At 39.0% G+C, this 13,129-nt stretch carries 17 protein-coding genes, 1 tRNA gene and 1 pseudogene; 1 reads left to right on the top strand and 18 read right to left on the bottom strand.

Annotation, left to right across the window (positions count from 1 at the left end; all coding sequences use genetic code 11):
* Positions 1–2: 2 nt before the first annotated feature.
* From PMI_RS02260 to nagB, 4 genes are all read right to left on the bottom strand, one after another.
* Positions 3–79 (bottom strand) — tRNA-Met (locus PMI_RS02260).
* 414 nt (positions 80–493) lie between these two features.
* Entirely contained in the window at positions 494–1,726 is a 1,233-nt protein-coding gene (nagC, locus tag PMI_RS02265; protein WP_012367593.1) for a DNA-binding transcriptional regulator NagC, read from the bottom strand.
* Positions 1,727–1,735: 9 nt separating this feature from the next.
* Positions 1,736–2,899 carry an N-acetylglucosamine-6-phosphate deacetylase gene (gene nagA, locus PMI_RS02270; RefSeq protein WP_004246019.1) on the bottom strand — a complete coding sequence of 388 codons (1,164 nt, stop codon included), beginning with the start codon at positions 2,897–2,899 and terminating at the stop codon, positions 1,736–1,738.
* 122 nt (positions 2,900–3,021) lie between these two features.
* Positions 3,022–3,828, bottom strand: coding sequence for a glucosamine-6-phosphate deaminase (gene nagB, locus PMI_RS02275; RefSeq protein WP_004247451.1), 807 nt, complete (start codon positions 3,826–3,828; stop codon positions 3,022–3,024).
* 387 nt (positions 3,829–4,215) lie between these two features.
* Between nagB and nagE the strand changes: the two genes are divergently transcribed.
* On the top strand, positions 4,216–6,219 hold the full coding sequence (gene nagE / locus PMI_RS02280) for an N-acetylglucosamine-specific PTS transporter subunit IIBC (RefSeq protein ID WP_004252221.1): 2,004 nt from the start codon (positions 4,216–4,218) through the stop codon (positions 6,217–6,219).
* A 227-nt stretch (positions 6,220–6,446) separates the two neighbouring features.
* Here the strand turns inward: nagE and PMI_RS02285 are convergent, their stop codons facing one another.
* The 14 genes and pseudogenes from PMI_RS02285 to PMI_RS19395 all read right to left on the bottom strand — a co-directional run bounded on the left by PMI_RS02285 (position 6,447) and on the right by PMI_RS19395 (position 13,081).
* Positions 6,447–7,448, bottom strand: a complete 1,002-nt coding sequence (locus tag PMI_RS02285; protein ID WP_012367594.1) for a tyrosine-type recombinase/integrase — start codon at positions 7,446–7,448, stop codon at positions 6,447–6,449.
* A complete protein-coding gene (locus tag PMI_RS02290) occupies positions 7,405–7,650 on the bottom strand; it encodes an excisionase (protein ID WP_012367595.1) in 246 nt (81 codons plus the stop codon). Before PMI_RS02290 ends, PMI_RS02285 begins: the two co-directional genes overlap by 44 nt.
* On the bottom strand, positions 7,647–7,985 hold the full coding sequence (locus PMI_RS02295; RefSeq protein ID WP_004247455.1) for a phage protein NinX family protein: 339 nt from the start codon (positions 7,983–7,985) through the stop codon (positions 7,647–7,649). Before PMI_RS02295 ends, PMI_RS02290 begins: the two co-directional genes overlap by 4 nt.
* The gene (locus PMI_RS19385) at positions 7,978–8,154 is read right to left on the bottom strand and encodes a hypothetical protein (protein ID WP_012367596.1); all 177 of its coding nucleotides are present in this window, start codon (positions 8,152–8,154) and stop codon (positions 7,978–7,980) included. Before PMI_RS19385 ends, PMI_RS02295 begins: the two co-directional genes overlap by 8 nt.
* Positions 8,155–8,360: 206 nt before the next feature.
* Positions 8,361–9,086, bottom strand: a complete 726-nt coding sequence (locus PMI_RS02300) for a phage holin family protein (protein ID WP_012367598.1) — start codon at positions 9,084–9,086, stop codon at positions 8,361–8,363.
* 28 nt (positions 9,087–9,114) lie between these two features.
* Positions 9,115–9,648: a phiTE_072 family protein gene (locus PMI_RS02305; RefSeq protein ID WP_036908297.1), complete on the bottom strand. Its 534-nt coding sequence runs from the start codon at positions 9,646–9,648 to the stop codon at positions 9,115–9,117.
* A 9-nt stretch (positions 9,649–9,657) separates the two neighbouring features.
* Complete coding sequence (locus PMI_RS02310; protein WP_223310088.1) at positions 9,658–9,831, bottom strand: DUF7167 family protein; 174 nt, start codon at positions 9,829–9,831, stop codon at positions 9,658–9,660.
* 33 nt (positions 9,832–9,864) lie between these two features.
* On the bottom strand, positions 9,865–10,059 hold the full coding sequence (locus PMI_RS02315) for a hypothetical protein (RefSeq protein ID WP_012367601.1): 195 nt from the start codon (positions 10,057–10,059) through the stop codon (positions 9,865–9,867).
* A gap of 39 nt (positions 10,060–10,098) precedes the next feature.
* Positions 10,099–10,275 (bottom strand): hypothetical protein, encoded by a 177-nt coding sequence (locus tag PMI_RS19390; protein ID WP_012367602.1) that lies wholly within the window; start codon positions 10,273–10,275, stop codon positions 10,099–10,101.
* Positions 10,276–10,305: 30 nt separating this feature from the next.
* Positions 10,306–10,800: pseudogene (locus PMI_RS02320) on the bottom strand (single-stranded DNA-binding protein).
* On the bottom strand, positions 10,790–11,596 hold the full coding sequence (gene recT / locus PMI_RS02325; protein ID WP_012367603.1) for a recombination protein RecT: 807 nt from the start codon (positions 11,594–11,596) through the stop codon (positions 10,790–10,792). Before recT ends, PMI_RS02320 begins: the two are co-directional and overlap by 11 nt.
* Entirely contained in the window at positions 11,589–12,407 is an 819-nt protein-coding gene (locus tag PMI_RS02330) for a PD-(D/E)XK nuclease-like domain-containing protein (RefSeq protein WP_012367604.1), read from the bottom strand. The genes recT and PMI_RS02330 overlap by 8 nt, the downstream gene beginning before the upstream one ends.
* Positions 12,404–12,658 carry a hypothetical protein gene (locus tag PMI_RS02335; RefSeq protein ID WP_012367605.1) on the bottom strand — a complete coding sequence of 85 codons (255 nt, stop codon included), beginning with the start codon at positions 12,656–12,658 and terminating at the stop codon, positions 12,404–12,406. The genes PMI_RS02330 and PMI_RS02335 overlap by 4 nt, the downstream gene beginning before the upstream one ends.
* Positions 12,659–12,925: 267 nt before the next feature.
* Positions 12,926–13,081 carry a hypothetical protein gene (locus tag PMI_RS19395; RefSeq protein ID WP_012367607.1) on the bottom strand — a complete coding sequence of 52 codons (156 nt, stop codon included), beginning with the start codon at positions 13,079–13,081 and terminating at the stop codon, positions 12,926–12,928.
* Positions 13,082–13,129 lie beyond the last annotated feature (48 nt).

Consider the following 13,129-nt stretch of genomic DNA (forward strand, 5'->3'; position numbering starts at 1 on the left):
GATGGTGGCTATGACGGGATTCGAACCTGTGACCCCAACATTATGAGTGTTGTGCTCTAACCAGCTGAGCTACATAGCCATCTTTTTTTTGCATAACCTTCGTCGGCGTTGCGGGGCGCATTATGCGTATTACAGACAAATCCGTCAACTGCTTTTTGCATTAATTTTCGAGAAAAGTGTTCGTTTGCTCGCTGGTTAATCATTTTGTCGAAAAAAGATCCAAAAAACAACCTTATTGATGAAAAATCTTACTAAGTAAATAACAACAGATTGTCTGAATAAAAAGAAAAAACAGCCTAATAGGTGATAATTTGATAGCACAGGGAAGGGGATATTGCGGTGTGGTGGTGACATAATAAAACAACGCACAGTTATTTTAGCTGCACGTTGTTTTTTAAACAAAGATGACTGGTTGAAATTTATCCTAAAATTAATCTTAATTGAGATAAATAACAGCCTTCATTTAAAAATCCGTTTTATTGTAACAAAAAGATTATTTGTCGAATAAATATTGTAGTAACTCTCCATTAAGCATTGCTCGCTTGGTAAGTGCAAATGCCCCAATGGCTGAGCGATGATCAAGTTCGGAGATAACAACAGGAAGCGCTTCTCTAAACTCTTTTAATACTTGGGTATTAATGCAACTTTGGATCGACGGTAGTAATATTTCAGCCGCTTCGGTCACTTCTCCTGCCAGAACCACTTTTTGTGGGTTAAATAGGTTAATTGCAATGGCGATGGCTTTACCTAGATGAAGACCCACTTGTTTAATGGTTTCAACAGCGAGGGGATCGTTTTTTACCGCGGCATCGCATATATCTTGAATTTGGCATTGTGTTGCAGATAAATGCTGGCTGGGATAGCCTTGTTCAAGTTGGTAGCGGACTTTAGCTTCTATTGCGCTATTGGACGCAATAGTCTCTAAACAACCAAAGTTACCACAGTGGCAACGCTCTCCTAATGGATCTATTTGGATATGACCAATTTCACCAAGATTACCACGCTGGTTGAGCAAAATTTTGTTGTTGATAATAACACCAGCCCCTGCGCCACGATGAATACGAACCAAGATAGAATCTTCACAATCTCTGGTGGCACCAAAATAGTTTTCTGCTAAGGCGAGACTCCGAATATCATGGCCCGCATAGCAAGGCAGGTCAAAGTGTTTTTCTAAGCTATCAACGAGTGCCCAGTTATTTACCTTCATATGAGGCATATAGTGGACAATGCCTTTATTAGGATCAACTAACCCGGGCAAGATAATTGAAATTGAAATAAGCTCATTAATACGACGTTGATTTTGTTTAATAAAATCATCAATAGCATTAATAAGCAAGGTTTCAACTTCTTGTTGGGTGCTTTGTTCTAAAGGGTAGTGTTGCTCTACTAAGGCTTTACCACTGAGATCATAAAGAGCAACAGTGGCATCATTGCGTCCTAATCGGACGCTGACGGTATTAAAACGGCGATGTTCCACAACAATGGATATTGCGCGACGACCTCCGGTTGAAGCCTGTTGATCAACTTCTTTAATCAAGCCACGTTCAAGAAGCTGACGAGTAATTTTAGTGACACTGGCAGGGGCGAGTTGGCTCTGCTCGGCGATTTGAATACGAGAAATCGGCCCGTGTTGATCAATGAGCCGATATACAATCGCACTGTTAAGTTGCTTAACAAGATCGATATTGCCAATTTGCGTTTCAGTGTTGTTGTGACTCATCAGCATTTACATCCATTAGTTATCTGTTATTTCAATACCATTGACAAATGTTGTGCAAAGGTTGAAGTCCTTATCAAAAGAAGCAATATTTGCTATTTTACCTGCTTCAATTGTACCGAGTTCGTTATCTGCACCAATCGCACGGGCAGGGTAAAGTGTTGCCATACGCAACGTTTCATCTAATGGAATACCAACATGAAGTACACTATTTTTAATAGCGTCAATCATCGTGAGTGATGAACCACTTAATGTACCGTCCGCATCCACACACAGCCCATTGCGATAATATATCGTTTTTCCAGCAAAAACGAAGCTATCCATCTCATTTTTATTTGGATCAAGCCCCGCAGGAGCTGTCGCATCTGTCACTAATAACAGTTTTTCACCTTTTAAGCGCTTACTGTTACGGATATTTGCCCATGAAACATGTAAACCATCGGCAATGATCCCTGCGTAAACCTCAGGGGTATCATAAATTGCCCCTACAAGACCCGGGCCACGACCTGAAATATAAGGCATTGCATTATAAAGGTGAGTCGACAATGAAATACCGTTACGAAAGCCTTTACGCGCTTCTTCATAGGTGGCATTTGAGTGGCCTGCAGAAACAACAATACCTGCTGTGATTAATTGACGAACATATTTTTCATCGACCATTTCTGGTGCGAGTGTAATTTTAGCGATGACATCAGCGTTATCACACAAATAGTCAATCATCTGTGCACTTGGTTGACGAATAAATTGAGGATCATGTGTCCCTTTTTTAATGATATTGATATAAGGGCCTTCTAAATGTAATCCCAACACTTTATTTTGGTGTTTTTGCATATAAGCGCGAGTTGCTTCAATGCCTATTTTCATCAATTCATCAGAACAGGTAATTAATGTTGGTAAATAGCTAGTACAGCCTAAGCGTTCATTGGCTTTTTGCATAATCTCTAGCGTTTTTACTGTGACATTTTCCGCGGTGTCATTAAATTGTACACCGCCACAGCCATTGACTTGTAAATCAATAAAACCGGGGGAGACAATCGCACCTTGCATATCACGAGTGGCTATATCTTTTGGTAGTTGATCCTGTGGGCAAACCTGCTCAATACGTGACCCGTTAATAATAATGGCGTGATCTTCTAAACGGTCATAACCTGTATAAATAACAGCATTTGTTAAGGCAAACATACCTTTGTCTCCTAATATAAGGGAAGTCAATCTAAAAAACCGATATCAGCCAGCAAATTCTGGCTGATAAGTAAGAGAGCTTAGTTTTCCACTACTTATCGTAGGTACTTAATTTACTAAACTTAATCTTGGTATTGCTGGCGCTCTTGCGCTTCAATTTGTTGAAAATAACGCAGTGTTTTCACACGCAGTTCCATTGTCGCCGGATCATCACAGACTAAAATTGCTTTAGGGTGTAATTGTACGCAAGAGATAGTCCATAGATGGTTAACAGCACCTTCTGTTGCCACCTGTACTGCTTGAGCCTTATTGATGCCAGTCGCTAAAATCATTAACTCTTCTGCATCTAATAATGTCCCTACACCGACAGTTAGCGCATATTTAGGCACTTTATTGATATCGTTGTCGAAGAATCGTGAATTAGCGAGACGAGTATCTTCAGTCAGTGTTTTCATCCGTGTACGAGAAGCGAGTGATGAGGCGGGTTCATTAAAAGCGATATGACCATCATTACCAACACCTCCCATAAACAGATTGATTTTGCCATAAGACTTTATTTTCGCCTCATAACGTGCACATTCTGCTTGTGGATCTGTTGCATTACCGTTTAATAAATTGATATTTTCATCTTTAATATCAATATGATTAAAAAAGTTCTCATACATAAAAGTACGATAACTTTGTGGGTGATCTGCTGGAATGCCAACATATTCGTCCATATTGAAGGTGACAACATGCTGGAAACTTACTTTACCTGCACGATGTAGTTCAATTAGCGCTTTGTACGTTGCTAATGGCGTACCACCAGTAGGTAAACCAAGAACAAAAGGACGATCGGCGCTTGGCGCAAATGCGTTGATTTTCTCAACGATATAATTAGCCGACCATTTTCCCACTTGCTGTGCCGTGGATAGGGGGATTAACCTCATAATAACCTCATAGAAAAAAGACAAATCTGACAATCAAGTTACATACTATTTCAATGCGTGATTATCAGTGACTCATCTATAACACGAATTGCTTTTCATTTTTAGTCAATGAAGACATCAATCCTTCAAAAGATATTTTTAATCATAAAATAAGCTTTCTGACTTAGCCAGCATTTAAGCTAAAAAATATCCTATATAGGTGACTTTAATCACAAATTAGCACTAATTAATTTGCGATACAAAATAATTTTTTTAGACTAAAAATGGAATTAAATAATTAACTCATCAATAAATATAAATGAGTATAAATAAGATCCCAAATAGGGGTTATCCAAGGGGGAGTGTGTGAATATTTTAAGTTATCTGCAAAAGATAGGACGGGCATTGATGGTGCCCGTTGCGACATTGCCTGCTGCTGCAATTCTGATGGGAATAGGCTACTGGATTGATCCGGTAGGCTGGGGAAACGATAATGCGCTAGCTGCTTTACTGATCAAATCAGGTGCTGCCATTATCGATAATATGTCAGTATTGTTTGCGATAGGTGTTGCTTATGGTATGTCAAAAGACAAAGACGGGGCGGCGGCCTTAACTGGCTTTGTCGGCTTTTTAGTGGTGACTACACTTTGTTCACCTGCTGCGGTATCGATGATCAAAGGTCTACCACTTGCAGAAGTGCCTGTGGCTTTTGGTAAAATAAACAACCAGTTTGTCGGTATTCTGGTTGGGGTACTTTCAGCTGAGCTGTATAACCGCTTTAGCAGTGTCGAATTACCTCGTGCATTATCATTTTTTAGTGGTCGTCGCTTAGTGCCGATCCTCACGTCATTCTTGATGATTATCGTCGCCTTTATTCTAATGTATATCTGGCCGGTAATTTACGGCGGCTTAGTGAGCTTTGGTGAAAGCATTAAAGATATGGGGGCTTTGGGCGCCGGTATTTATGCTTTCTTTAACCGCCTATTAATTCCTGTTGGTTTACACCATGCGCTGAACTCTGTGTTCTGGTTTGATGTGGCGGGTATTAATGATATTCCTAACTTCCTTGCTGGTCAGCAAGCGATTGATGCGGGCTTGGCAACGGTCGGTGTGACAGGACGTTATCAAGCAGGTTTCTTCCCAGTTATGATGTTTGGTTTACCAGGGGCAGCACTGGCTATTTATCATTGTGCGCGCAAAGAGCATAAAGCAAAAGTTGCCGGTATCATGATGGCTGGGGCATTTGCGGCATTCTTTACGGGGATCACTGAACCGCTTGAATTCTCCTTTATGTTTGTTGCTCCAGTGCTTTATGTTATTCACGCATTCTTAATGGCGATTTCTGTTTATATTGCCGCAAGTATGGAGTGGATTTCAGGCTTTGGCTTTAGTGCGGGCCTTGTGGATATGTTCTTATCTTCACGCAACCCTCTGGCGGTTAAATGGTATATGTTGATTGTGCAAGGTATCGCATTCTTCTTCATTTACTATGGTATTTTCCGTTTCACTATTACTAAATTTAACCTGAAAACACCGGGTCGTGAAGATGAAGTGGCGGGGGATGAAACCGCAGACGGCTATGATGAAGATATCAAAGCCGTCCCCACTAATAGCAAAGAAGCAGTGCAACAAGAAGCACGTCAATATATCGCTGCAGTTGGTGGCTCAGATAACTTAACTGGTATTGATGCTTGTATTACTCGTTTACGTTTAAATGTAAAAGATGCCAGTGTAGTCAACGATGCTTACGCAAAACACCTAGGTGCTTCAGGGGTTATTCGCTTAAATAAACAGAGTGTTCAAGTGATTGTGGGCACACGGGCTGAAATTGTTGCAAGTGCCATGCGTGATGTATTAGCACAAGGCCCAGTTGCCGCTTATGCTGGTAGACATACAGATAACGCGGTATCGACAGAAAAAACATCAGAAAAACAGACTAATAATGATGCCAAAGTCATTCTTGAAATGGTCGCGCCATTTGATGGTGAAGTGGTTGCATTAAAAGATGTGCCTGATGAAGCTTTCTCAAGCGGTGTCGTGGGAGATGGTCTTGCTATTAAACCCACATCAAATATTGTGATGGCACCTGCTGCCGGTACGGTAGTAAAAATCTTTGATACTAACCACGCATTTTGCATTGAAACGGATAACGGTGTTGAGATTATCGTCCATATGGGGATTGATACGGTCGCATTAGGAGGAAAAGGCTTTAAACGTCTGGTTGAAGAAGGTACAGAGGTTAAACTCGGCCAGCCTATCTTAGAGCTAGATCTTGAGTATTTAAACACTAATGCTAAATCAATGATAAGTCCGGTTATCATCAGTAATATCGATGACTTTGATAAAGTGAGTGATATTGCATCCGGCCAAGTGACGGCAAATAACACCATAATCTATAAAGTATTAAAATAAATATCATATAGATATTTAATCCTCTATAAAGAGATGGTTAAATAAGACGATAAAACGGGGAGTGTTGTCTACTTCCCGTTTTTTTATCCCTATCTTGATAAATATCTCTGCGCTCTCTTTCGCTAGGGTATTTATGAAACCTGCTTATTGGATTATAGTGGTGTTCGTTTTTTTGTATTATAAATCAATGTCATACATATCGATACTCACAATCACTCACTATTAACTCACAATTCAACGTAGCCATTACCTCTATCATCAAGGTATTTATCTGTCATTCTCATAGATTTGTGGCCAAGTATTTTCTTTGCAAACTCAGCACTTTTTTCTTCTTCATATAATCTTGCAGATAAACTTCTAATTTCATGAAATGTTGGTTTATTCTCTAAATACTCAGGTAGGGCTTCGATAAACTTACCTCTTAATGTTTTTGCTGTGGTATTGCCACAGATTTTATCTGAGCTCCTATTCATGAGATTTAAAACATCTTTAATAGAATAACCAATAGACTCAAGTCTTAATGAGAGTGGTATTGCTACTTTAGAACCTGTTTTTATTTGGGTGACATACAGCCTATCATTTTTTATATCATCCCACTTCATATTGATAATATCGCTAATGCGCTGAGCTGTAAGGACCGCTAGTAGAAACATATGCCTATATTTGTCATTTGTGTGCTCCAAGGCGTATTTAAACTCTTCTAGCGATAACCTTGAGCGCTGAACGCTTGTTTTTGGCGGCTTTGTCACGGAAACGGGATTTTCCTTTATCACACCATCCGCAATGGCTTCATTAAAAGCATCTAGCATAGTGGACCTTAGTAATTTTGCCATTGCCTTTTTAGGGTACTCTGAAATAAATGTGGCTACATCTCTTGGTGTTACATTCTCAATTGGACAGTCATTAAAGTGTAATTTGATTAACTTTATTCTTGATTCGTAATCGTAGAGCGTCTTCTCTTTTAACCCCCGGCTGTTTACCTTCCCCCTATAAGTATCAAGCCACTCATGCAATGTTACACAGTGAACATTATTAATTCTGTCAACTAATGACTCTTTAGGTTTATAAATAGCCAAATTGGCTTGTATGGCTTCGGTTATTGCTAATGATTTGTTTGAGCCAACAGAAAATTCCTTTTTAGTTCTTACATCCCTGTAATAGTAAATCCCTTTACGCAAATACAAGTTAGGCGGTAAACCCTTGTTCTTTGCACTTCTGCTTCTGCCCATTAATTTTCTCCATTAAATATTGCGGTTCCCTTACCATTTTGTCATTTGTTAGAATTGTCCACGGCTCTAACTCATATTCTCTACCAACCTTTTCTGGAGCAGGGTATAACCTACCTTCCTTTATATAGCGAGATAATTGCCGTTGACTTCTAGGGTTAGCGAAATATTTATTATTCCATTCTGATAATGTAATTCGTTTCATTGATTATTCTCCGTATCCTTCATCATTAAAAAAACTTCCATAGCGCCACGGTATGGGTTTTTATTTACTGACATGAAGTCATAATCAAGGCAGTCAGCTGTCCATTTATTAGAATGGTACATTGGTGATAACCCTATTTTATTTTCAATAATAATCGGCATTGCGTCTGATGGGTTATTGCATGGGTCGAAAAAGCGATAACCAAACGAGCCATCAACAAGGAATTGGATAATATCCATTGTTTGTTTAATTACATCGTATTGCGTTTCAGGTAAAACAGATTGAGCTACTAATAAATTAATCTCGAAATCAGATAGTTCGGTGTATTTATTCATTATCATCTCCTAGTATTTCATTAATAGTATTTCTGATGTCAATTAAGTCTTGTTTTGTCACATCCATATTCCAAGATGGAGTATTTAAAATAAAACAATCTTTTGTTGTAGGTTCAATCTCAATACAATCTTTGTAATTTTCCAAGCCAGCATAATATTTATCTTTCATTCCATACCTCTCCACAAACAACTTTAACATTCCTCACTGACATTAAATATTCAGCACGTTTATTGCATTCCGATTGCGTATAAATATCTTCCGTAACAGGCACAGCAGAACCCTGTATTAACATGTGTAATACATATCCGATTATTTGCATGAATTGTTACTCTGAATTTTAGGTATAAAAAACCCTGCACTAGCAGGGTGGGTAATTAATAATAAAGTTCATTTAGTCTAGATGTTATTTCCCTTTCTGTTTCTTTTAGGAAATCTATCAATTCATTTTTATCTTTACAGCTAAAATGTTCATCAGGGATGTCTAGTGAATGCGCATGTGAATACATAACATAGCTATATGTTTTATTAATGAAATTCTCACTTAATGAGTCAATGTCTAAGATAAATATAAATAAATATAAACTCGCATGTATATTATTTCTATCCAAAAAATCATTATTTTTAAGCTTAAGGTTTATGGTGTTAGTAATATTGTACTCATCCTCTAATGGGTCTTTGTATATAATTTTATTTCCACTAACTCCTATTCCATAATATTTATCATCATTCTCAAGAAATGTTAAGACTCTTTTTATTTTAAAATTAAAATCACTAACCTTTTCCCTAATAAAATAAATTAATTTTTCATCTATCTCTTTTTGTTTTCTTTTATCATCATTTTTTTGAGAAAAATAAACCCCGATTGTTATGAGTATACCCAGTGAAGATAGAAGAGCGAAAAAAGCAGATAGAAAAGAAAAAATTATGCTCAACTTATCTTTACCTTGCGCGTCATTGGCAAATATATCAATAACAAAAATACCAAAAACAATTAAAGCTATTGAAGCTGTTAATGCCCAAAAAATAATATTTTTAAACTTTGAAGATAGTTCAATCATTGTGGATACCATTATAAATATAGGAATCATACTCACATCCATGTGACTAATCCACTGTCAAAATGCCTCCTTAACTCACATTCATTTGTTTTAATGCTTCACTAACGGCATTTAATCGTGATTCCATTCTTAGATATTGAGGGTTGGGAATAGAAGGCCAGTCGTTATACCAAGCATTATCACCAAACAAGCTAAGCAACTTACCGCCTAAAAAACTATTGCAACAATCATCTTTAACATCATCTGATAATTCGATTAAATCCCAATATTCCCTTGCTTCGTATTTATCTATTTCATCATCTTTGCGTAGTTTGATAACTTGCTTTTTAGCGTATTTAGCATTTGCATCGTTATCATCATCTATCTCAGAGATTAAATTAGAATCTAATTTGCCTATCCAGTAGTGATTGTTAATCCTATGAATAAACTCAATTAGTGAGCTACCCATCGAGCCCCAAAAGCAAGACCATGAATCACCCCATTCGCTAATTGTGACACGGCCGTTTTTATTATCGCCGTAGTCCTCAAGGTAAACATGAATAGGGTCGTGACGTTCTACACCCGTTATCACTAATTTAGTCACTTGAGATTGTTCAACTTTCATCACTCCACCTTAATCTTCTGTCTTCACATACCAATCAACAAGATTATCAATTGCAGTATTGATATATCCTGATTGCTCTTCTTCGGTTAATTTATCCCATTCGTCCTCAGTAATGCCCAGCCTACATTCAGAGTCAGAGCCAACCTTGTTTGTCCTTGCAACTAAAACCATCTGCTTACTCATGTTCATTCCTCTTATTGCATCCCTGCGAGTTAATTAGTCCAGCTGAATGGCGCCTTCTTCTGGATATTCAGTACAGTAAAATACATGCACACGACCGGTTTCTTTATCTTTACGTGGCTCGATGGTGTATTCAGTCTCATCATTAATATCTAATCCGTGAGGTTCTACTTTTAAGCCGACAAAATCAGCCATAGCCATTATTTGCTTCGTTGTTAATGTAATAGTCATATCTATCTCCTGTTTGCATCCTTGCAAATATTCCCTGAGCTATTTAAATTTACGCTCTATTTCTTCCGCTGCTTTATTTTCGTAATAATCAGCCGTTACGTTTTCTATTAAATCGTCCTGTTCTCTCTCGGATAATTTATTAAAATCTTCTTCTGAAATAGCTATAGTTAGTGTCACCTTTTCATTTGTGCTTAAATTGCGTATTACTAAGTTCATGGCTATATCCTTTGGTTAAACGGGTAGGGATTAGAAGGGTATTTGATCATCCCAATCTTGAGGAGGTTCACTTTGTGGTGTTTGATTACTCGATGCTTGTTTTTGTGCTTGCGGTTGCTGTGGTTGACCCCATCCTTGATTCTGCTGTGTCTTCTGGCTTCCTGCCTGATTACCACCGTTACCGCCTAGCATCTGCATTGTTCCACCGACATTAACTACCACTTCCGTTGTGTATCGGTCTTGTCCGCTTTGGTCTGTCCATTTACGCGTTTGTAATTGACCCTCTATAAAAACCTGACTTCCTTTTCTCAGATATTCACCTGCAATTTCCGCTAATTTTCCGAAGATGCATACTCGATGTCACTCGGTTTTCTCCTTCATCTCACCAGTCTGCTTATCACGCCACGATTCCGATGTAGCTAGTGTGAGGTTTGCTACTGCGCCACCTGATGGCATATAGCGGATTTCAGGGTCTTGCCCCAAGTGACCGATGAGAATACATTTATTCACGCCTTTACTTGCCATCAGTACCTACCTCCTCATATTCTCCTTCAAAAATAGTTGCATTCTCTTGGTCTACATTAGCCTCTGCTTTTTCGTCTAAAATGACCGCTTTCTGCATTTCGATAGAGACTGGCAGATATTTAAATAAGCGACGGATAACGGTTTTCTTCGCCATTTCTTCCCAGTGAGAGACCCAAGGCCCATTTTGACCAGCCTTACTTGATGCTCTGACTTTCTCAATTTGGTTATGCGTCATAACTTCAAACTGGACACCGCCATCTTTCAGCCTTGCGACAGCGTAAACGTGTGTAATTGGTGAGTCCTCATTTTCACCCGGCACGTGCGTTAAGTTTTCATTCAGTCCATACTCAAAGTGGAAACTATCGCCTTGCCTTACCGTTCTGGCTGAAATGCTGATTATTTGATTTGAGCGACGGGCTAGATCAATCATTCCTCGATAACCAATAATTAACTGCACATTTGATTGTCCTGACTTGGATTTTCCATTTCCAAACGGGAGCAGGTATGCATGACCAAGTGCGTTACCCGGCTCCAATCCCAATTGTGAACACTGCACAACAGCTCCGATAAAACTTTGCATATCACAGTTGGCTAATTCTGGTGTTTTTCTGATTTCCGTTGACACTATTCGGATCATTCTATCCGGCGTCATATGACGAGGAAGGGCGGCTGCTAGCTGAGCTTTCATACTTGGTTTATTGATACACTCAACCAACAACTGATCTTTGGTTTTTTCTTTTACCTTTGTACCTTGTGTTTTTTGCAAGTCAGCTTGAGCTAATGGTGGGTTACTCATCCCTTAATTCCTTAGCCCAGTAGGGCAGTGATAATGTGCGTATGCCTGCCCATTCGTCCGTTTTTAGGCATTCTGCATACGTTCTTAAATTTTGTTTGTAGGTTGTCCGACCAATATCTTTTGCTTGTTGGTCTAAATTGAAAACTCTAACGGGGTATCTACCGCAGTCGATAGTCGTGCTTACAACAAGAAAGACAAAGACAGGAGCTTCGCCTGTTAATGATTTATATCCATCTGAATAAAAAGAGTCCTGTACGTGGTAACGATATTCGTACATGGAGCGATCGAATCGCTGAATATCGGCAGAGCTTTTTACATCAATAATCCAGTGGTGCTCTTGAATGAGTTTATCTGGCCTGCAACGACAAAGAATATCCGTATCTTCATCATTCCAATAAATGCTACTTTCAGCTACTCCGTTAGCTTCTAAGCACCATCTTGCGATAGGGTGCGCCATTGCACTATTTCTCATGAGCATTAACTTCCTGTTATCGTCATGAGTAATAGGTGTGATACCTTCCTTTTCACACATTTCGAGAAATTCCTTTTCCTCTTGCTTCCCTGCGTTTGTTCTACGATTTACATCAGGGCCTATCTTGTATCGCTTACTGTATTCATCGGGTTCTAACAAAAGACAATGGATAGCAGTCCCGAAATCCAATGCCTTTATTTTTTCTTCATCAACAGGAGCTTCCTTGCTCCAAATATATTCGGCTGGCATTTCGCTTATTAAATCCAACTGAGATTTACTGATCCCTAATCCATGGTGATAGTCCTCATTTGAAATGTCGTAATAGATACCGGGCTTCATCCTAAAACCTCTTTATCTATCCCGATCTGAATAGCTGTTCTAATTCCGGCTAAAACCGCATCCAGTGCTTGGGGACTAATTTCAAATACAGGATTTAACTTCCTTGCTAAATCCATGCACAGTAGTTCTTCTGGTAGGCTATCCATAACCTCATCAACTGATATTTTCTCTTCCTGAGAATTAACAAACGCTTCTCGTTCCATTTGGCGTTCGCACCAGTCGTTTCTGAGTCCGTAGGTGTTGGTAATCACGCAACCCTCCTTAGCTTAGAAACTCGCAATATCCTGTTAATAAAGACTTCCTTGCCTATCGCATTGATAATCCTTTCAAGCGATTCATCGTCACAATCGAGTACATATTCCATTGCCTCAGCTGAGTCTATTTCCGTCAATTTAGCCAACTCAGTGAAACTTCCTGTCTCAATACTGAGTTTGCTACTTTCGTCAAATTCCATGACTGTTTTGCCGTCTACTACCCGAGTTCCGTTCGAGTAGCTGTATGAAATTTGCATAATCACCTCAACTTACAAATGTCGGTATTACGCCAACGGTTGTTACAATGACCACAGCTAAACTGAATAACCATGGGCTTGTACGTTTATTTTTACGTGCTTGAGGCGTAGTGATACGCACCACCATGCCGTCACGCATAGCGCTGTAATAGTTAGTTTTCATGGTGACCCCGTTAGATGAGAGATAAGGCGGTTATCTGGTGTTGGCGAA

This window comes from Proteus mirabilis HI4320, assembly GCF_000069965.1.
GTDB classification, from domain to species: domain Bacteria; phylum Pseudomonadota; class Gammaproteobacteria; order Enterobacterales; family Enterobacteriaceae; genus Proteus; species Proteus mirabilis.